The organism is Aeromonas sp. (genome assembly GCF_051657805.1).
Classification (GTDB): domain Bacteria; phylum Pseudomonadota; class Gammaproteobacteria; order Enterobacterales; family Aeromonadaceae; genus Aeromonas.
Genome location: NZ_JBOFLJ010000047.1, coordinates 117,266 through 135,798, shown reverse-complemented (window position 1 = coordinate 135,798; position 18,533 = coordinate 117,266). Strand labels below are relative to the sequence as shown.

The 18,533-nt window shown below is 61.1% G+C and carries 19 protein-coding genes; 16 read left to right on the top strand and 3 right to left on the bottom strand.

Annotated features, from left to right (window positions below):
• Positions 1-350 precede the first annotated feature (350 nt).
• Positions 351-3,503, bottom strand: coding sequence for a ribonuclease E (gene rne / locus ACRCYW_RS15400; RefSeq protein WP_438550928.1), 3,153 nt, complete (start codon positions 3,501-3,503; stop codon positions 351-353).
• 414 nt (positions 3,504-3,917) lie between these two features.
• On the opposite strand from rne, the gene rluC reads away from it, so the two are divergent.
• Both rluC and ACRCYW_RS15390 read left to right on the top strand, forming a co-directional pair.
• Positions 3,918-4,862 carry a 23S rRNA pseudouridine(955/2504/2580) synthase RluC gene (gene rluC / locus ACRCYW_RS15395; RefSeq protein WP_438550927.1) on the top strand — a complete coding sequence of 315 codons (945 nt, stop codon included), beginning with the start codon at positions 3,918-3,920 and terminating at the stop codon, positions 4,860-4,862.
• On the top strand, positions 4,862-5,509 hold the full coding sequence (locus ACRCYW_RS15390) for an HAD family hydrolase (protein WP_438550926.1): 648 nt from the start codon (positions 4,862-4,864) through the stop codon (positions 5,507-5,509). The genes rluC and ACRCYW_RS15390 overlap by 1 nt, the downstream gene beginning before the upstream one ends.
• 85 nt (positions 5,510-5,594) lie before the next feature.
• Here ACRCYW_RS15390 and ACRCYW_RS15385 read toward each other — a convergent pair whose 3' ends face one another.
• Positions 5,595-6,176 (bottom strand): Maf family protein, encoded by a 582-nt coding sequence (locus tag ACRCYW_RS15385; protein WP_438550925.1) that lies wholly within the window; start codon positions 6,174-6,176, stop codon positions 5,595-5,597.
• Positions 6,177-6,405: 229 nt separating this feature from the next.
• Between ACRCYW_RS15385 and ACRCYW_RS15380 the strand changes: the two genes are divergently transcribed.
• Positions 6,406-7,023: an START domain-containing protein gene (locus ACRCYW_RS15380; RefSeq protein ID WP_438550924.1), complete on the top strand. Its 618-nt coding sequence runs from the start codon at positions 6,406-6,408 to the stop codon at positions 7,021-7,023.
• A gap of 39 nt (positions 7,024-7,062) precedes the next feature.
• On the opposite strand, the gene ACRCYW_RS15375 is transcribed toward ACRCYW_RS15380, so the two are convergent.
• The gene (locus ACRCYW_RS15375; RefSeq protein ID WP_438550923.1) at positions 7,063-7,452 is read right to left on the bottom strand and encodes a hypothetical protein; all 390 of its coding nucleotides are present in this window, start codon (positions 7,450-7,452) and stop codon (positions 7,063-7,065) included.
• A 328-nt stretch (positions 7,453-7,780) separates the two neighbouring features.
• Between ACRCYW_RS15375 and yceD the strand changes: the two genes are divergently transcribed.
• The 13 genes from yceD to ACRCYW_RS15310 all read left to right on the top strand — a co-directional run bounded on the left by yceD (position 7,781) and on the right by ACRCYW_RS15310 (position 18,216).
• A complete protein-coding gene (gene yceD, locus ACRCYW_RS15370) occupies positions 7,781-8,302 on the top strand; it encodes a 23S rRNA accumulation protein YceD (RefSeq protein WP_438550922.1) in 522 nt (173 codons plus the stop codon).
• 20 nt (positions 8,303-8,322) lie between these two features.
• Positions 8,323-8,490 carry a 50S ribosomal protein L32 gene (gene rpmF / locus ACRCYW_RS15365; RefSeq protein ID WP_005300935.1) on the top strand — a complete coding sequence of 56 codons (168 nt, stop codon included), beginning with the start codon at positions 8,323-8,325 and terminating at the stop codon, positions 8,488-8,490.
• A gap of 9 nt (positions 8,491-8,499) precedes the next feature.
• On the top strand, positions 8,500-9,519 hold the full coding sequence (gene plsX, locus ACRCYW_RS15360; RefSeq protein WP_438550921.1) for a phosphate acyltransferase PlsX: 1,020 nt from the start codon (positions 8,500-8,502) through the stop codon (positions 9,517-9,519).
• Between the two features lie 6 nt (positions 9,520-9,525).
• On the top strand, positions 9,526-10,485 hold the full coding sequence (locus ACRCYW_RS15355) for a beta-ketoacyl-ACP synthase III (RefSeq protein ID WP_438550920.1): 960 nt from the start codon (positions 9,526-9,528) through the stop codon (positions 10,483-10,485).
• A 73-nt stretch (positions 10,486-10,558) separates the two neighbouring features.
• Complete coding sequence (gene fabD, locus ACRCYW_RS15350; RefSeq protein WP_438550919.1) at positions 10,559-11,494, top strand: ACP S-malonyltransferase; 936 nt, start codon at positions 10,559-10,561, stop codon at positions 11,492-11,494.
• A gap of 13 nt (positions 11,495-11,507) precedes the next feature.
• Positions 11,508-12,242, top strand: a complete 735-nt coding sequence (gene fabG / locus ACRCYW_RS15345; RefSeq protein WP_438550918.1) for a 3-oxoacyl-ACP reductase FabG — start codon at positions 11,508-11,510, stop codon at positions 12,240-12,242.
• Positions 12,243-12,399: 157 nt separating this feature from the next.
• The gene (acpP, locus tag ACRCYW_RS15340) at positions 12,400-12,636 is read left to right on the top strand and encodes an acyl carrier protein (protein WP_005300909.1); all 237 of its coding nucleotides are present in this window, start codon (positions 12,400-12,402) and stop codon (positions 12,634-12,636) included.
• A gap of 82 nt (positions 12,637-12,718) precedes the next feature.
• Entirely contained in the window at positions 12,719-13,960 is a 1,242-nt protein-coding gene (gene fabF, locus ACRCYW_RS15335; RefSeq protein ID WP_438550917.1) for a beta-ketoacyl-ACP synthase II, read from the top strand.
• A 78-nt stretch (positions 13,961-14,038) separates the two neighbouring features.
• The gene (gene pabC / locus ACRCYW_RS15330; RefSeq protein ID WP_438550916.1) at positions 14,039-14,845 is read left to right on the top strand and encodes an aminodeoxychorismate lyase; all 807 of its coding nucleotides are present in this window, start codon (positions 14,039-14,041) and stop codon (positions 14,843-14,845) included.
• Positions 14,835-15,836 (top strand): endolytic transglycosylase MltG, encoded by a 1,002-nt coding sequence (gene mltG, locus ACRCYW_RS15325; protein WP_438550915.1) that lies wholly within the window; start codon positions 14,835-14,837, stop codon positions 15,834-15,836. The genes pabC and mltG overlap by 11 nt, the downstream gene beginning before the upstream one ends.
• A complete protein-coding gene (gene tmk, locus ACRCYW_RS15320; protein WP_438550914.1) occupies positions 15,836-16,477 on the top strand; it encodes a dTMP kinase in 642 nt (213 codons plus the stop codon). The genes mltG and tmk overlap by 1 nt, the downstream gene beginning before the upstream one ends.
• Positions 16,462-17,409: a DNA polymerase III subunit delta' gene (holB, locus tag ACRCYW_RS15315; protein ID WP_438550913.1), complete on the top strand. Its 948-nt coding sequence runs from the start codon at positions 16,462-16,464 to the stop codon at positions 17,407-17,409. The genes tmk and holB overlap by 16 nt, the downstream gene beginning before the upstream one ends.
• 27 nt (positions 17,410-17,436) lie before the next feature.
• Positions 17,437-18,216, top strand: coding sequence for a TatD family hydrolase (locus ACRCYW_RS15310; RefSeq protein WP_438550912.1), 780 nt, complete (start codon positions 17,437-17,439; stop codon positions 18,214-18,216).
• Positions 18,217-18,533: the final 317 nt, after the last annotated feature.

Below are 18,533 nucleotides of genomic sequence, written 5' to 3'. Positions count from 1 at the left end.
GCAGATGCTGGCAGGCAAATTAGAGGAGAGTCGGTACGCGTTGCCGTTGGCCTTGATAGGGGCTGGATATTGGTCATCCATCCCTGGCGATGAGAAGATATGGCTTAAGTTGGTCATTGGCGTCAGATTGAGATCTTCTTATTCGCCAAGGTTGATAAACATACTGTCGTGGATGCTCATCAATGTATTGCGGCAATAGGTCGCCACTCAGGCACAAGAGCGGAGAGGAAGTGCGGAAGAGGCTGACCAGCGATTCCGGTGTCGCTGGAGGGAAGGGGACAGAAGTAGATCAGGGGAGTAAAAAAAGAGCCACACATGTGTGGCTCTTTTAATCAGACTAGCAAGCTGGCTCAGGGGCGACCGGCCGGGCTGGTTGCCACGTTGCTGGCAGCAGTACTGCCGGCGTGACGACCGGAGGTGGTCACTTCACTGCGCTCGAGCGGTGCATGGACAACTGGTTCGCGGGCTGGCTGGGCAGGCACGGCGGCCGGGGTTGCCATGGGGGCAGAGGCCTTGCGGGCACGGGCCAATACGCCGCCCTTGTTGACCGGCTTGGCCACGGGAGCAGTCGCGACAGGCGCAACCTCTGCGATCACAGGGGCCATAACCGGCTCGGCGGCGACCACTTCAACCTCAACGGCCTTGGCTTCGACGACGGCAACCTGGGGTTCAACCACTGGCGCGACCTCGGCACTGACAGCGGCCGCTGTCTCAACCACGGCAGGGGCCTGGTCGGCTTCCACTACCTCGGCGTGGGCCTCAACGATTGCTTCCTCGGCAACGGCCACGTCAGCAACAGGCGCCACAACCGGCTCGGCAGCGACAGGGGCGACCTCGGCCACGACTTCAGCAACCACAGGCGCGATCACAGCAGCCACCTGCTCAACGGCAGGTGCGGCGGCGGCTTCGGCGGCCTCTTCTGCCACGGCTTCGACGACCACATGCTCGGTCAGCGCGGAGGAGGCTTGCAGGGCGGCGGCCACGGCTTCGGCGCTCGGGATGGTGATGACCGGTACGGCCGGCTCTTCCACCTTCACGTGAGCGGCATCGGCCTGGGCGGCAGCAGTCAGCTGGACCTCGGCCTGGGGCTCATCATCGCGCTGGCCGCGGGCCTCTTCGTTGATGCGCTTACGACGCTGACCTTCGATACGCTGACCACGGGGGGGACGGCGAGAACGGCGCTGGCCATCGGCCTGCTCCTCTTGCTCACCGGCAACGGCCTGGGCTTCCACGACGTCAGAGATCTGCTCGTCAACGGGCAGGGCAGGGGTGTCTGCGGCAGCGACATCGACCCGAACCTGCTTGCGCAGCTGGCGACGCTCGCGGCGCTCGGCCACTTTCTGCTCTTTCTCCTGACGGGGCTCGGCTTGAGTCGCTGCGACATTCACCTCAACGGCCTCGACGGCTTCCACCACCTCGGCGCGCGGCTCACGGGGAGCACGGGGCTCACGAGTAGGGCGCGGGGCGCGGGGTTCGCGTTCCTGACGGGGCTCACGAGCCTCGCGCGGTTCACGTTCCATGCGCTGTTCGCTGCGGGTTTCCCCACGGGCTTCACGTTCCTGGCGCGGCTCACGTTCTTTGCGCGGACGACGATTGCGGTTCTCACCGCTTTCGCGATTGGCGGCGCCTTCACGCTTCTCACCGGCTTCGGTGCGGTTGCCACGGTTGTCGTCGCGACGGCCACGCTGGCCACGGCTGCGGGTCTCGTCACGCTGGTGACGGTGACCCTCTTCCTTGCGCGCCTCACGGGCTACCGGCTTCTCGGCGGGAGCCTTCGCCTCGCTCGGGGCGGCGTCGGAGCCGAACAAGCCAGAGATGGCCTTGAACAACTTGCCAAACAGACCCGGCTCGGCGGCGGCAGTGGCCTGGGGAGCCGGGGCGGCAGTGGCTGCCGCCGGAGCAGCGGGTTGCGGCGCCTGCACAAAGCCTTGCAACAAGGGTTGCTCGCGCTCGATCACCTGGGCCTGCTTCGGTTGATAGACCGGCTTGGCTACCTCAGTTTTCAGCTCGTAGCTGGCCGCTTCCGGAATTTCGTTCTGGCGGATGCGGGTCACTTCGTAGTGCGGGGTCTCCAGATGCTGGTTCGGAATGATGTACACACGCACATCATTGCGTTGTTCCAGGCTGGCGATGGAGCTGCGCTTCTCGTTGAGCAGATAGGCGGCCACATCAACCGGCACCTGAGCATGAACCTGCTCGGTGTTGTCCTTCATGGCCTCTTCTTCGATGAGACGCAGGATGGACAGGGCCAGTGATTCGTTGTCACGGATCACCCCTTGGCCCTGGCAACGGGGGCAGATATGGCTGCTGGACTCGTTGAGGGAGGGGCGCAGGCGCTGGCGAGACATCTCCAGCAGACCGAAACGGGAGATACGGCCGAGCTGGATGCGAGCCCTGTCCTGATGCACGGCTTCACGCAGACGGTTCTCTACTTCGCGCTGATGGCGAACCGGGGTCATGTCGATGAAGTCGATGACGATCAGGCCACCCAGGTCGCGCAGACGCAATTGACGGGCAATCTCGTCGGCCGCTTCCAGGTTGGTCTGCAGCGCTGTCTCTTCGATATCGCCGCCCTTGGTGGCACGGGAGGAGTTGATATCGATGGAGGTGAGCGCTTCGGTCGGATCGATGACGATGCTGCCGCCGGAGGGCAGGCGCACTTCGCGCTGGAAGGCCGACTCGATCTGGCTCTCGATCTGGAAGTGGTTGAACAGGGCGACGTCACCCTTGTACAGCTTCACGCGATTGAGGAAATCGGGACGGACCAGCTCGATGTGGGACTTGGCGCGCTCGAAGATGACAGGGTTGTCGATCAGGATCTCGCCGACGTCGCGACGCAGGTAGTCACGGATAGCCCGCACGATCACGTTGCTTTCCTGGTGGATCAGCACGGGGGCGGAGCGGTTTTGGGAGGCCTTGTGGATGGAATCCCAGTGGTTGAGCAGAACGTTCAGATCCCATTCCAGCTCTTCCGGGGACTTGCCCACACCGGCGGTACGCACGATGAGGCCCATGCCGTCCGGCACGGTCAGGCCGCTCAGGGCTTCCTTCAACTCGGTCCGCTCGTCACCCTCGATGCGACGGGAGATGCCGCCGGCACGGGGGTTGTTCGGCATCAGCACCAGGTAGCTGCCGGCCAGGCTGATAAAGGTGGTGAGGGCTGCACCCTTGGTGCCACGCTCTTCCTTATCGATCTGGACGATCACTTCCTGGCCTTCGCGGACCACTTCTTTGATGTTGGGACGACCCTGATAGGAATAACCGGAGGGGAAATAATTGCGGGCGATTTCCTTTAACGGCAGGAAACCGTGGCGCTCGGCGCCGTAATCGACAAAAGCAGCTTCGAGACTGGGTTCTACGCGGGTGATTTTGCCCTTGTAGATGTTCGCTTTCTTCTGCTCGTGCCCCGGACTTTCAATATCCAAATCGTAGAGCTGTTGTCCGTCAACCAGCGCTACGCGCAACTCCTCTTCCTGAGTCGCGTTGATTAGCATTCTTTTCATTGAGTTCTCATTATTGTGTCATTTTGATCCCTCCACAGGGTCCTGCCGGCGCCGGCCTCGGGTCTTCAGCATGCTTGGGCAACCTCCCGGTTGGGGCATGCATGAGGCGCAAACTAAGGGCACTCTGATCCTGCCTTCTCGAGAAGACGCGGATAAACGGATACCGATGTGGAGACAATTAAACCGGTTCTGTTTGCATTCTCCATGCGTTGTACCTCGCACCCGGGAACCGTCATGTTCTTGTATACACGGTGTTTCGGGATTGGGTGGCATAAACTTTGGCCACTTAGTACAAGGCTTGAACACAATGACAAAACCTTGTTTATTATCCCATTTAAACCACTTTTATAGCAAGACGCCATTTTTTAACAAAGCATGGAGCCAAGGGCCACCGGCAGTGTTAAAATCTGCGCCATGACACAGATACATCAACAAGTGCAGCTGCTCACCATCGAAGCTGAGCATGAAGGGCAGCGCATCGACAATTTTCTCAAGACTCAGCTAAAGGGCGTCCCCAAGAGCCTGATCTATCGCATCCTTCGCAAGGGCGAAGTGCGCGTCAACAAGAAGCGGATCAAACCCGAATACAAGCTCTGCGCCGGTGACGAGGTGCGGGTTCCCCCTGTGCGCGTCGCCGAGAAGAACGAGCTGCCCTCGGCCAACCTCGGCAGCATCCAGCGTCTGGAGAGCCAGATCCTGTTCGAAGACGAGGCCATGATAGTGCTGAACAAGCCCTCCGGCATGGCGGTACACGGCGGCAGCGGCCTCAGCTTCGGCGTCATCGAAGGCCTGCGGGCCCTGCGCCCCGAGGCCCGTTTCCTCGAACTGGTGCATCGCCTCGATCGCGACACCTCCGGCGTGCTGCTGGTCGCCAAGAAGCGCAGCGCCCTGCGCAGCCTGCACGAGCAACTGCGGGTCAAGACCATGCGCAAGCAATATCTGGCACTGGTGCGCGGTCAGTGGCAGCCCCACGTCAAGGTGGTCAATGCGCCGCTTCGCAAGAACGATCTGCAATCCGGCGAGCGAGTCGTACGGGTCAGTGCCGACGGCAAGCCGTCCGAAACCCGTTTCCGCATTGCCCGCCAGTTTTCCGAGGCGACCTTGGTGGAGTGCAGCCCGATCACCGGCCGTACTCACCAGATCCGGGTCCATACCCAACATGCCGGTCACCCCATCGCCTGCGATGACAAGTACGGTGAGGCGGCGTTTGACGAGAGCATGCGCAACCAGGGGCTGAAACGCCTCTTCCTGCACGCCTGGAAGCTGAGCTTTACCCACCCGGTGGATGACAGGGAGATGCAGGTGGAGGCACCGCTAGCCCCCGAGCTCGAAACCTTCCTCGGCAAGCTGGCCCGCTGATGCAAGCTATCCGCCTCGCCATCTTCGACTGGGACGGTACCCTGATGGATTCGGTGGGGCGGATCGTCGCCTGCGTGCAGGGGGCCGCCCGCGATTGTGGGGAAGTGGTGCCGACGGCGCTGCAGACCCATCAGATCATCGGCCTCAGCCTGGCGGTGGGGAACCCTCGGTTGTTCGCCCTGGAGGAGGGGAGCGAGCGGGCCCAGGCCCTGATCGCCCGCTATCGCCACCACTATTTGCACGACGACACGCCGAGCCCGCTGTTTGCGGGGGCGAGTGAATTGCTTCATCACTGGCGAGGGCGGGGGATCCAGCTGGCGGTCGCCACCGGCAAGTCCAGGCGAGGTCTGGACAGGGTGCTGGACGAGACGGGATTGCGCCCGCTCTTTGCCGCCACCCGTGGGGCAGACGAGGCGAACTCCAAGCCCGATCCCCTGATGCTGACTCAGATCCTGGATGAGCTGGGGCTGGCGTCTCACCAGGCGGTGATGATAGGGGACTCCATCCACGACATGGGGATGGCAGAGGCCCTCGCCATGCCGCGCATCGGGGTGACCTGGGGCGTGCACGACAGGGCCAGGCTGGTGCAGCACGGGCCCGTCGCCATCGTCGATACCATGGCGGAGTTGCGGCAGCTGTTAGGCTGAATCAATGCCGGAGATCGTAAAACGGGAGCCACTATGGCTCCCGTTTTTTATATCGGTGCGCTTCGAGCCAAGCCAGCCACCCAGGCTATGGCAGGGCCAGCCCGTGGCGATCCAGCAGTTCGATCAGGGCGATGAGGGGGAGGCCGATCAGCGCGTTGGGATCCCGCCCCTCCAACCCCTTGAACAGCACTATGCCCATGCCTTCGCATTTGAAGCTGCCGGCGCAATCCAGGGGCAACTCCGCCTCTACATAGCGGCGGATAGCGGCCTCGTCCAGGGTCCTGAAATGCACGGTGAAAGGCTCCACCCATTGCTCCACCCGGCCGCTCGCCGCATCCAGTACGCACAGGCCCGTATAGAAGATGACGCTCCTGCCCTGAGCGGCCATCAGCTGGGCCACCGCGTTCTCCATCGTGCCCGGCTTGCCCAGGATCCGCCCGTCACAGACGCACACCTGATCAGAGCCGATGATGAACCCATGATCATGCAGGCCTGCAATGGCGCTCGCCTTGGCGCGGGCCAGTCGAGCGACCAGCGCCTGGGCTGACTCCTGGGGTTGCGGGGTTTCATCGACCTCGGGCGCCGCGCACCGAAACGGCAGACCGAGTTTTTCCAGCAGGGCCTTGCGATAACGGGAGGTGGAGGCAAGGATCAGAGTGGCGGCCATAATGTGGTGATATCCAGTGATAAATCAATCGGTTGATTCTATAAGGCCAGCGGGCCCGGTGCAAACGGGGGAGCTGGCATCGGCGCGGATGATTGCACCGCCCTCATCACAGGGGCGTCAGGGTTAACGGCCATGCATGGGGTGGGCGTCACATCGGGCTGGCATACGGATAAAGCAGCGGGTTGGGAGAGATGGGATGATCAAATACGGTGCCCTGATGGCGGTCTTGATGACATTTACAAGCTGGGGGCAGGGATGGCAGCCCGGGCAGGGGGAGGGGAATGTCAGCCTCTGGACCCAGCCTCGCCCGCCGGGGCCCTATCTGGCATTGCGCTTGGAGATGCGTGTGATGGCCGCGCCCGAGGCCCTGTTGACCGTGCTGCGTGATACCGCCAGGCACCGCGAATGGCTCCCCAAGAGCCGCGAGGTACGGGTGCTGGCAAGATCCGGCGCCGATGATGAACTGGTCTACACCCGGCTGGAGTCCCCCTGGCCGGTGCAGGACAGGGAGCTTATCACCCGCTCCCATGTCTCGAGGCGGGCGGATTGTGGCCTGGAGCTCAAGGTCTGGGCCGAGCCCGATGCCCTGCGCGAGCGCCCCGGTCTGGTGCGGATCCGGGCCAGCAGCGGCCGCTGGGAAGCCCTGCCCCAGCCGGATGGCTCCACCCTCATTCGGCTCGAGACCTACACCAACCCGGGCAACAACTTGCCTGGCTGGATAGTCAATCCCATCGCCATCAAGGCGGCCCTCGAGAGCTTCCAGGCCATTCGTCGCCTGATGGAGGCGGCCCCTCGGCGCCAGGCCTCCCTGCTGACGGGCAAGGAGAAGTGTATGGCCAGACCCTGATCAGGGGGAGGGATGATGCAGCCTGCCTTTAGCCCTCGACTAGTCCTCAACCACCAATACCGGACATGTGGCCGGGCTCTCGGCTTGACTGAGCAGCACCGACGCGATGCGATAGAGGCCATCGAAATCCGCCGAGCGTCCCTCGGCATCGGGGTTCTCTTCGAAATGCCCGGTCAGGTCCACATAAAGGGGGCGAGAGGAGGCAGGTTGCCGCCCATTGAGCATGCGCCACTGACCTTGCAAGGAATGCAACATCTTCTCCGGGCCCATCAGCAGGAAGGCGTTGTCCGATCCGCAGGGAATGAAGACGGGGATCTCGTCATCCAGGTAGACATGGCCGCTGCTCTTCTCTTCGCAGAGACCCGTCACAGGTTGTAGGGCTGCGAGGAGAAAAATCAGCATAAACCACCAGGGAACTGCACGTTTCATCGACAACCTCCAGACAAATCCCGCGTCATCTCCCTGATTATCCTAAGACAGAAAATCGGGCCCCAGGGGGGAGTTTTCGAGCACAGCGTCAAATTTGGTCGATTCAGGCGGGGAGGAACAGTGCGGGGAAGGGGGATTCTTGTGGCATATCGGCCTCTGTGGTGCCCATGCCGTGCAGGATCCAGTGTGGGATCCGGCTGTTTATGGCATAATCAGCCACCGATGATCCCGAGGTCCTGCCATAAAGGGGCTTTTGCGGTTAAAATCATCGGCGGTAAGGACTTTTTCCTTTGACTATCCCTTGTTGGACCTATAATATTCGCGCCCTATGCAAAAGGTGAAGTTGCCCGTTAAGGTTGATCCAGTCCGTAATGCCTTGAAGCTACTCGACTATGTCGGGATAGTGGAAAAGTCGCAGATGCCCAGATTGGAAGAATCAACCGAAGGCTTGCGAAGTGATGTTGATGTCACCCTGCACTTTGGTAAAGACATCCAGAAGTTGACCGTTATGAAAGGCACTGCCCATGCCAAGGTCGACCTGGTTTGCCAGCGTTGCGGAGAGACGTTCGAACACCTTTGTGAAGCTGATTTTATCTACACTCCGCTGTTCGAGAGAACAAACGAGGAAGAACTGCCGGAAGCTTATGAGCCCATTGAGTTGGACGAAAACGGCGAGATAGATCTTCATCAAATCCTGGAGGATGAACTCATCCTCTCGTTGCCTCAAGTGGCCATGCATCCTCTGGATGTCTGCCCGCGAGGAAACATGGAGATGACCTGGGGTGAAATCGAACCTGCTGATGAGCGGCCGAATCCCTTTGCAGTTCTTGAAGAGCTCAAACGTAAGTGAATTTTAGGAGTTAGCCTACCATGGCCGTACAACAGAACCGTAAAACCCGCGCCAAGCGTGGCATGCGTCGTTCCCACGATGCCCTGACCACCGCTGCACTGACTGTTGATCAGACCAGTGGCGAAATTCATCGTCGTCACCACGTGACTGCCGATGGTTTCTACCGCGGTAAAAAGGTAATCGCTTAAGGATTGCCTTTGTCTACGCAAACTGTCGCGCTAGACATAATGGGGGGAGATGTTGGCCCCTCGGAAACAGTGCCTGCCGCCGTGCAGGCACTGTCTCTTCTGCCTCAGCTCAATCTCATCCTGGTCGGTGACAAACACCAGATCACCCCGCTCTTGCAGCAACATGGTTTGCTGGATCACCCCCGCGTTCGTTTCGTGCATGCCTCCCAGGTGGTCGGCATGGGCGAGAAACCCATAGTCGCACTGCGCACCCTGAAAGACTCCTCCATGCGGGTCGTGCTGGATCTGGTCAAGGCCGGTGAGGCCGATGCCTGCGTCAGCGCCGGCAACACCGGCGCCCTGATGGCCATGGCCAAGTGCGTGCTCAAATCCCTGCCCGGTGTCGACCGACCCGCCCTCATCAAGGCGCTGCCCACCCTGGGGGGCAAGCGCACCGTGATGCTGGATCTCGGCGCTAACGTGAGCTGCGATGCCGATACTTTGCTGCAGTTTGCGGTGATGGGATCCGTGGTCGCCGAGCGGGTGGAGGGGATCCCATCCCCCCGGGTGGCGCTGCTCAACGTGGGGGAGGAGGAGATCAAGGGCAACGACCTAGTGCGCCACAGCGCCGAGCTGCTGCGTCAGTGTCCCGCCCTCAACTTCGTCGGCTTCATCGAGGGGGACAGGATCTTCAGCGGTGACAGTGATGTGATCGTCTGCGACGGTTTTGTGGGCAACGTGGCGCTCAAGACCGCCGAAGGGGTGGTGCGTATGATGGCCGAACTGGCCGGATATCCCCGCAAAAAACGCAGTTTTCTTGGCCGACTCGCCGGATTTATGTTCAAACGGCGTTTTTCTTACCTGAACCCCGACCAGTATAATGGCGCGAGTCTGTTAGGATTGCGCGGCATTGTGGTAAAAAGCCATGGGCGGGCCGAACGGCGCGCTCTGTGTCATGCGATCCTGCTGGCCGCACAAGAGGCCAAGCATCAGCTTCCATTGCAAATTGCAGATCGCCTTGAATCTGTCTTTTCCGACAGGGATTTATAAAACTCTATGCATAGCAAAATTCTGGGTACTGGCAGTTACTTGCCGAGTTCGGTGCGTACCAATGCCGATCTTGAACAGATGGTGGAAACCAGTGACGAATGGATCGTGGAACGTACCGGGATCCGTGAGCGCCGCATCGCCGGGGCCGACGAGACTGTCGCCACCCTGTCTCATCAGGCTGCCTTGCGGGCACTGGACGCGGCCGGTCTGACCGCCGCCGATCTGGACATGATAGTGCTGGCCACCACCAGTGCCGAAAACGCCTTCCCGGCCGCCGCCTGCGAACTGCAGGGGCTGCTGGGGGTGCCGGGGATCCCGGCCTTCGACGTGGCCGCCGCCTGCGCCGGTTTCACCTATGCCCTCGCCGTGGCCGATCAGTTCGTCAAGTCCGGCGCCGCCCGCAACGTCCTGGTGGTCGGTGCGGACGTGTTGTCACGCATGTGCGATCCCAAGGATCGCGGCACCATCATCATCTTCGGTGACGGGGCTGGGGCCGTGGTGATCGGGGCGAGCGAGACGCCGGGCATCATCTCCACCCATCTGCACGCCGATGGCCGCTACGGCGACTTGCTGAAATTGCCGCAGCCCCACCGCGGTATGCCGGGGGCCGAGCTCGAAGCCTACATGTATATGAAGGGCAACGATGTGTTCAAGGTCGCGGTGACGCGCCTGAGCGAGATCGTGACCGAGACCCTGGCCGCCAACGGCATCGAACCGAGCGAGCTCGACTGGCTGGTACCGCACCAGGCGAACTTCCGCATCATCAGTGCCACCGCCAAGAAACTCGGCATGGGGCTGGACAAGGTCGTGCTGACCCTCGACAAGCACGGCAATACCTCTGCCGCCTCCGTGCCCATTGCCTTCGATGAAGGGGTACGGGATGGCCGGATCAAGCCAGGCCAGCTAGTGTTGCTGGAAGCCTTCGGCGGTGGTTTCGCCTGGGGTTCGGCGCTGGTGCGCTTCTGATAGCAAGCCGCGCCCTTGCCATGTGTCTCGGGCGCTCGCTTTCCGATTTCGTCTTACCTTAAAGGAATCAATGATGACCCGATTTGCCATTGCCTTCCCGGGACAGGGCTCCCAGAGCGTCGGCATGCTGGCCGAGCTGGCCGAGCAACACGCCGTGATTAAAGAGACCTTCGCCGAGGCGAGCCAGGTGCTGGGTTACGATCTGCTGGCCCTGGTCATGAATGGCCCCGCCGAGGATCTGAACAAGACCTGGCGTACCCAGCCTGCGCTGCTGACCGCCTCCGTTGCCCTCTGGCGCCTGTGGCAGCAGCAGGGTGGGGCGACCCCGACCGTCATGGCCGGCCACAGCCTGGGCGAATATTCCGCTCTGGTGTGCAGCGGCGCCCTGGGCTTTGCCGATGCGGTCAAGCTGGTCGAGCTGCGTGGCCTCGCCATGCAGGAAGCCGTACCGGAAGGCACGGGTGCCATGGCCGCCATCATAGGCCTGGATAACGATTCCATCGCCGCCAACTGCGAGAAGGCCGCCCAGGGTCAGGTGGTCTCCCCGGTCAACTTCAACTCCCCGGGCCAGGTGGTCATCGCCGGTCACAAGGAAGCGGTGGAGCGCGCCAACGTGCTGATGAAGGAGTCCGGGGCCAAGCGTGCGCTGCCGCTGCCGGTCTCGGTGCCGTCTCACTGCGCCCTGATGAAGCCGGCCGCCGAAAAACTGGCCGCCGCGCTGGATGGGATCGAGATCAAGGTTCCTGTCATCGCAGTCATCAATAATGTGGACGTATCCTGTGAGCAGGATCCGGCCGCCATCAAGCAAGCCCTGGTGCGCCAGCTGTTCAGCCCGGTCCGTTGGACCGAGACCGTTGAGCGGATGGCAAACGACGGCGTCACTCTCGAAGTCGAGATGGGACCGGGCAAGGTACTGACTGGGCTCGCCAAGCGTATCGATCCGCGCGTGGAAGGCATTCACGCCAACGATGCCGCCTCTTTCGAGCAGGCGCTGGCCCAAGCCAAGTAAACAGGAGCAGAAGATGAGTTTTACCGATAAGGTGGTTCTGGTGACCGGTGCCAGTCGTGGCATCGGCCGTGCGATTGCCGAAACCTTCGCGGCCCGTGGCGCCAAGGTAGTGGGCACCGCCACCAGCGAGAGCGGCGCCGCCGCCATCAGCGCCTATCTTGGCGAGCAGGGTTGTGGCATGGCGTTGAACGTGACCAGCCAGGAATCCATCGAAACCGTCTTTGCCGACATCAAGGCGCGTTTCGGCGACATCGACATCCTCATCAACAACGCCGGGATCACCCGCGACAACCTGTTGATGCGCATGAAAGACGACGAGTGGAACGAGATCATCGACACCAATCTCACCTCCCTGTACCGCCTGAGCAAGCCGGTGCTGCGTGCCATGATGAAGAAGCGCCATGGCCGCATCATCAGCATCGGCTCCGTGGTCGGCACCATGGGCAATGCGGGTCAGGTGAACTACGCGGCCGCCAAGGCCGGTCTGGTGGGCTTCACCAAGTCCCTGGCCCGTGAAGTGGCGTCCCGTGGCATCACGGTCAACGCGGTGGCCCCCGGTTTCATCGAGACCGACATGACCAAGGCGCTCAACGACGAGCAGCGCGCCGGCATCATGAACCAGGTGCCTGCCGCCCGTTTGGGCGATCCGAAAGAAATTGCCGCCGCTGTGGTATTCTTGGCGTCTGATGACGCTGCTTATATCACCGGCGAAACCCTGCATGTTAATGGCGGGATGTACATGGTGTAATCAATTTGTCGTGAGATCTGTTCAAATTTGCGATAGTACGCCGAAGTTTGGCACATTTCGTGGTTTGACCAGCGGCAAGCTACTTGCAAACTCCAGTCAATTGAATACACTACCCCAACCAGACGCAATAGCGTATTTTTAAAGGAAAATTCAGGTCATGAGCAACATCGAAGAACGCGTAAAGAAAATCATCATCGAACAACTGGGTGTTAAAGAGGAAGACGTTAAGAACGCTGCCTCCTTCGTCGACGACCTGGGCGCTGACTCTTTGGATACCGTTGAACTGGTAATGGCGCTGGAAGAAGAATTCGATACCGAAATTCCTGATGAAGAAGCCGAGAAGATCACCACTGTTCAAGCGGCTATCGACTACATCACCGCTAATCAGGAATAAGATCCTGTTCTGAAAGAAGCGGCCCAAGGGCCGCTTCTTTTATGTTTGTTCCCTCATAAAACACCTCTCGGAGACTACCTCAGTGTCAAAACGCAGAGTCGTGGTGACCGGCTTGGGGATGCTTTCCCCGGTGGGCAACACTGCCGAATCCAGCTGGCAAGCCCTGCTCAACGGGCAGAGCGGCATTTCCCTCATCGACCACTTTGATACCAGTGAATTTGCGACCCGTTTCGCCGGCCTGGTCAAAGAGTTCGATCCCGAACAATACGGCATCAACCGCAAAGAAGCCCGCAAGATGGATCTCTTCATCCAGTACGGCGTGGCGGCGGGTGTGCAGGCGCTGGATGATTCCGGTCTGGTCATCAACGAAGAGAACGCCGAGCGGGTGGGCGTCGCCATCGGTTCCGGCATCGGCGGCCTGGGTCTCATCGAGCAGAACCACAGCAGCCTCGTCAACGGCGGCCCGCGCAAGCTGAGCCCCTTCTTCGTGCCGTCCACCATCATCAATATGGTGTCCGGTCATCTCTCCATCATGAAGGGGCTGCAAGGCCCGAACATCGCCGTGACCACCGCCTGCACCACGGGCACCCATGCCATCGGCATGGCCGGTCGCATGATCGCCTACGGCGATGCGGACGTCATGGTGGCCGGCGGTACCGAGAAGGCCTCCACTCCCATGGGGATGGGCGGCTTCGCGGCGGCCAAGGCGCTCTCCACCCGCAACGACGAGCCCCAGAAGGCGAGCCGTCCCTGGGACAAGGATCGCGATGGCTTCGTGCTGGGTGATGGCGCCGGTGTGTTGGTGCTCGAAGAGTACGAACACGCCAAGGCCCGCGGCGCCAAGATCTACGCCGAACTGGTCGGTTTTGGCATGAGCGGCGACGCCTACCACATGACGGCGCCTCCCTCGGACGGCGACGGTGGCGCACGTGCCATGAAGAACGCCATCAAGGATGCGGGCATAACCCCCGAGCAGATCGGTTACATCAATGCCCACGGCACCTCTACACCCCTCGGGGATGTGGCCGAGCTGCGCGGCATGAAGACGGTGTTTGGCGAGCACGCCAACGCCCTGATGATCAGCTCCACCAAGTCGATGACCGGTCACCTGCTGGGTGCCGCCGGCGCCATCGAGGCTATCATCACGGTATTGTCTCTGCGGGATCAGAAGGTGGCCCCTACCATCAACCTGGACAACCCGGACGAGGAGTGCGATCTGGATCTGGTGCCCCACGTGGCCAAGGCCGGTCAGTTTGAATATGCCCTCTCCAATTCGTTTGGTTTCGGCGGCACCAATGGCTCCCTGATCTTCAAACGCGTATAATTCTCGCTGGGCAGATTGCTAAGCGAAGTGTCGGGCCCGATACGCCAGTATCGGGCCTTTTTTATCAAAGGGACCCGCATGCTGATCAATGGAGTGTCAACAGAAGCCCTGTCTGCCAGGGATCGGGGTCTGGCATATGCAGATGGCCACTTCACCACCATGTTGGTGCAGGGAGGGGTGGTCGTCTGGTGGCCGGATCACCTGGCTCGTCTGCAGCAGGCCAGCAGTCGGCTCGGCTTTGCCGCGATCCCCTGGGATCGGCTTGCCGCCGAGGTGGCGAGTCTGGCGGCGGGTCAGACGCAGGCTGTCGTGAAAGTCGTGCTGACCCGTGGCCGCGGCGGCCGCGGCTATGACGGGGCGAACTGCGACTCACCCACCCGTATCGTTTCGCTGGCCGACTACCCGGCCCACTACCCGGGCTGGCAGCGGGCCGGCATAGAGGCGCTGATCTGCCAGCAGCGGCTCGGGGATGCCCCCATGCTGGCGGGGCTCAAGACTCTCGGCCGCCTCGAGCAAGTTTTGCTCAAGAGCGAACTTGCCGCGCGCGGTGGGGTCGAAGGTATAGTATTGAACAGCCGCGGATTTCTGGTAGAAGGTGTCAGCGCGAATCTGTTTTGGCGTCGCGGCAAGACGGTGTTTACCCCGGATCTCTCCCATGGGGGCGTGGACGGCATCATGCGGCGACGTGTGATGGGAATGCTTAAACAGATGGGCATTGAACTGCGTGTCGTGGAGGCTCCGCTGGAGTCACTGTGGCAGGCTGAAGAAGTATGGTTGACCAATACCCTGATGGGCATAGTGCCGCTCAATCGCATCGGCGATCAAGACTATCCCAACCCGGTATTGATCCGCCGTTTACAGGAGCGTTTGGTCATTGAAGTTTAATCGGCTTTACACCCTGCTCGCGGGGGCGGCCCTGACGGTCGCCGTCGCCGGGGGTTATGTGTATTACAAATGGCAAGAGGTGGAGACCCTCACCAACAAGGGGCCGACCCGCCTCTTCACCGTCGAGAAGGGCGCCCACGCGGCGCGTCTCATCACCGAGCTCGGGGAGGGGGAACCCGCTCCCTGGGCGGTGCGTCTGTGGCTGCGCGGCCATCCCGAACTGGTGGCCATCAAGTCCGGCACCTATGAGATCAAGGAGGGGGCGCCCCTCAAGGAAACCCTCTCCCTGTTCGCCTCCGGCAAGGAGTTCCACTTCAGCCTCACCTTCGTGGAAGGGTCCCGCTTCGAGGATTGGCAAAAGCAGCTCGCCAGCGCCCCCTATCTGGAGCGGCTGACGGTGGAGCAGGACGAGACGGAGATAGCCCAGGAGCTGGGCATAGAGAATGGCAAGCTGGAAGGCTGGTTCTTGCCAGAGACTTATGCTTATACCACTCACGCCAGCGATATCTCCATCTTGCGCCGCGCCTATCAGGACATGCAGGCCTTCCTGCAGCAGAGCTGGGACAAGCGTCAGGCTAATCTGCCCTACAAGAGTCCCTATGAGGCGCTGATCATGGCCTCCATCATCGAGAAAGAGACCGGCCAGCCGGACGAGCGGGCGCAGATCGCCTCCGTCTTCGTCAACCGCCTGCGCCTTGGCATGAAGCTGCAGACCGATCCCACCGTCATCTACGGGGTCAAGGACAGGTACGATGGCAACATCCGCCGCAGCGATCTGACCGATATCAACCCCTACAACACCTATGTGATCGACGGGCTGCCGCCGACTCCCATCGCCATGCCGGGCAAGGCCTCCATCGAGGCGGCCCTCAATCCCCTGTCGACCGACTATCTCTACTTCGTCGCCAAGGGGGGCGGGGCCCATCAATTCTCCAAGACCCTCGATGAACACAATCGGGCGGTGCGCGAATACATATTGAAGAAACCCTAATGTCAAAATTTATCGTGATTGAAGGACTCGAAGGGGCAGGGAAGAGCTCCGCCGTACGTTATGTCACCGACTACCTGCAGGCTCACGGGGTTGGGCGGATCGAGTGCACCCGTGAACCGGGGGGCACACCGCTCGCCGAGCGGATGCGCGCCATCGTCAAGGAGGTGCACGACGAGCGCCTCACCATCGAAGCTGAACTGCTGCTGATGTACGCCTCCCGGGTGCAACTGGTGGAGACCCGGATCAAACCCGCCCTGGCGGACGGCGTCTGGGTGGTGGGGGACAGGCATGATCTCTCCTCCCAGGCCTATCAGGGGGGCGGCCGTGGCATAGATGCCAAACTCATCGGCGCCATCAAGCAGGCGGTGCTCGGCGACTTCAAGCCGGACCTGACCCTCTATCTGGACATCGATCCCGCCCTCGGTCTGCAGCGGGCGCGTCATCGCGGCGAGCTGGATCGCATCGAGCTGGAAAAGATCGGCTTCTTCGAGCGCACCCGTCTTCGTTACCTGGAGCTGGCGGCGCAGGATGATTCCATCAAGGTGATCGACGCAGGCCAGACGCCGGCCGAGGTCAAGGCCGCCATTGAGGCTGCCCTCGAGGCGTATTTCACGAGCGAGGGCCTATGTATCCCTGGCTGATCCCGGATTGGCAGGCCTTGAGTCAAAGTGCCCAGCGTGGTCGTCTGGGTCACGCCTGGCTGCTGCTCGGGGATCCCGGTCTTGGCAAGGAGCAACTGGCCGAGCGCTTGGCCAGGTTGCATCTTTGCCAGCAACCCGAGGTGGGCGAGCCCTGTGGCCGTTGCCACTCCTGCCAGTTGCTGGAGAAGGGTCATCACCCGGATCTCGGCACCATAGGCACAGAGAGCAAGACCATAGGCGTCGAGGCCATTCGCGAGATCTGCACCCGCCTGCAGAGTACCTCCCAACTCGGTCGTGGCAAGGTGGTGATCATCCCGGATGCGGAGCGGATGACGGAGTCTGCCGCCAACGCCCTGCTGAAGACCCTGGAAGAGCCGGCCGGCGACAGCCTGCTGCTGCTCATCGCCTCCAAGGTCTCCCGCCTGCTGCCGACCATCTTGAGTCGCTGTCATAAACACGTCTGCCAGTTGCCGGCGGAAGGGGAGACGCTAAACTGGCTCGCAGCGCAAGGGCATCAGGCGACCCAGGCTCAGGTGCGGATCTGCCAGGGGGCGCCGCTGCGGGTGTTGAACTATATGGAAACCCAGCAAGATGAGGCTCGCCGGACCCTGTTGGAGAGTTTCGTCTCCCTGTCGCAGACCCCGACCCGTACGGCCAGCGTCTGTGCCCAGCTGGCGGAGGAGAGTCAGGTTCGCCTGCACTGGTTGCAGCTGTTTCTGTGCGATGCGCTCAAGACCCAGGCCGGTTGTGGCCATCACCAGTTGGCCATGCCGGATCTCGCGGCCCTCAGCCAGCAGTTGGCCGAGCGCCACTCCAGTGAAAAACTACTGGAGGCGGAGCAACAACTCGTCGGGCTCAAGGCTGCCTGTCAGCCTGGTCAGCTCTCCAACCCCACGATCCATCTGATGAACTGGCTCAATCGCTGGTTATGATCGGCGTTCAAGCACACAAGGTTAGCTATGTTACTCGTTGATTCCCATTGTCACCTCGATCGCCTGAGCTACGGCAGCAAGCAGACCGACATGGCCGATGTGCTGGCGAAAGCCGCGGCCCTGGAGGTGGGATATTTCCTCTGCGTGAGTGTGACCCAGGCCCAGTTCCCGACCATGCTGGCGGCGATAGCCCCCTATCCCCAGGTGTTTGCCTCCTGCGGGGTTCACCCCCTCAACCAGGATCCCGGGGTCGATGCGGCGCTGCTGCTGACTCAGGCTGCAGACCCCCGCGTCGTCGCCATCGGCGAGACTGGGCTGGATTATTTCTATTCCCCGGAGAACAAGGAGGTCCAACAGGCCTCCTTCCGCGAGCACATCCGGGTGGCGCGGGCGCTGGACAAGCCGCTTATTATTCATACCCGGGATGCCCAGGAAGATACATTGCGGATCATGCGTGAAGAGGGGGCCGAGCAGGTGGGCGGCGTGTTGCACTGCTTCACCGAATCCCTCGAGATGGCGGAAGCCGCCATGGCGATGGGTTTCTACATCTCCATCTCAGGCATAGTTACCTTCAAGAATGCCGTCGCCTTGCAGTCCGTGGTCAAGGCCTTGCCCCTCGCGCGGCTGCTGGTCGAAACCGACTCGCCCTATCTGGCCCCCATTCCCCACCGGGGGAGGGAGAACGAACCCGCCTTCGTGCGCGACGTCGCCCAGTTTATCGCGGACCTTCGCGAGATCCCGCTGGCGGAGTTGGCCGAGGCCACCAGCCACAACTTCTTCGAGTTGTTCAGGCTGGCAAAAAAATGACCGACAAGGCCCCATCAACGGGGCCTTTTTATTTTCAATCGAGAGCACAATCCACCTGATAAAAACGAATGTCGACCATCGTTATCTCTCACAGATGGAAGAATAGAAGAGGCAGAGTTTCTGGGGACTGGTGAAATGGCACTCGGAGGGTGGAGGTGAGCACTGATGCTGAAGGGGTTAAAACTGACTATCTATAGATATCGATAATATTCATTATCGATACTTGATGAGTCTGAAAGATCCTGTAAGATCCTCCTAAACTCCGATGTGGATCATATACTTAAGTGACCTTTCCAACCGTCTCGGCCTCCGTTTCC

Coding starts and splice junctions, on each gene's coding strand:
- rne (WP_438550928.1), bottom strand. CDS start 3,503: ATGAAAAGAATGCTAATCAACGCGACTCAGGAAGAGGAGTTGCGCGTA.
- rluC (WP_438550927.1), top strand. CDS start 3,918: ATGACACAGATACATCAACAAGTGCAGCTGCTCACCATCGAAGCTGAG.
- ACRCYW_RS15390 (WP_438550926.1), top strand. CDS start 4,862: ATGCAAGCTATCCGCCTCGCCATCTTCGACTGGGACGGTACCCTGATG.
- ACRCYW_RS15385 (WP_438550925.1), bottom strand. CDS start 6,176: ATGGCCGCCACTCTGATCCTTGCCTCCACCTCCCGTTATCGCAAGGCC.
- ACRCYW_RS15380 (WP_438550924.1), top strand. CDS start 6,406: ATGACATTTACAAGCTGGGGGCAGGGATGGCAGCCCGGGCAGGGGGAG.
- ACRCYW_RS15375 (WP_438550923.1), bottom strand. CDS start 7,452: ATGAAACGTGCAGTTCCCTGGTGGTTTATGCTGATTTTTCTCCTCGCA.
- yceD (WP_438550922.1), top strand. CDS start 7,781: ATGCAAAAGGTGAAGTTGCCCGTTAAGGTTGATCCAGTCCGTAATGCC.
- rpmF (WP_005300935.1), top strand. CDS start 8,323: ATGGCCGTACAACAGAACCGTAAAACCCGCGCCAAGCGTGGCATGCGT.
- ACRCYW_RS15355 (WP_438550920.1), top strand. CDS start 9,526: ATGCATAGCAAAATTCTGGGTACTGGCAGTTACTTGCCGAGTTCGGTG.
- fabD (WP_438550919.1), top strand. CDS start 10,559: ATGACCCGATTTGCCATTGCCTTCCCGGGACAGGGCTCCCAGAGCGTC.
- fabG (WP_438550918.1), top strand. CDS start 11,508: ATGAGTTTTACCGATAAGGTGGTTCTGGTGACCGGTGCCAGTCGTGGC.
- acpP (WP_005300909.1), top strand. CDS start 12,400: ATGAGCAACATCGAAGAACGCGTAAAGAAAATCATCATCGAACAACTG.
- pabC (WP_438550916.1), top strand. CDS start 14,039: ATGCTGATCAATGGAGTGTCAACAGAAGCCCTGTCTGCCAGGGATCGG.
- tmk (WP_438550914.1), top strand. CDS start 15,836: ATGTCAAAATTTATCGTGATTGAAGGACTCGAAGGGGCAGGGAAGAGC.
- holB (WP_438550913.1), top strand. CDS start 16,462: ATGTATCCCTGGCTGATCCCGGATTGGCAGGCCTTGAGTCAAAGTGCC.
- ACRCYW_RS15310 (WP_438550912.1), top strand. CDS start 17,437: ATGTTACTCGTTGATTCCCATTGTCACCTCGATCGCCTGAGCTACGGC.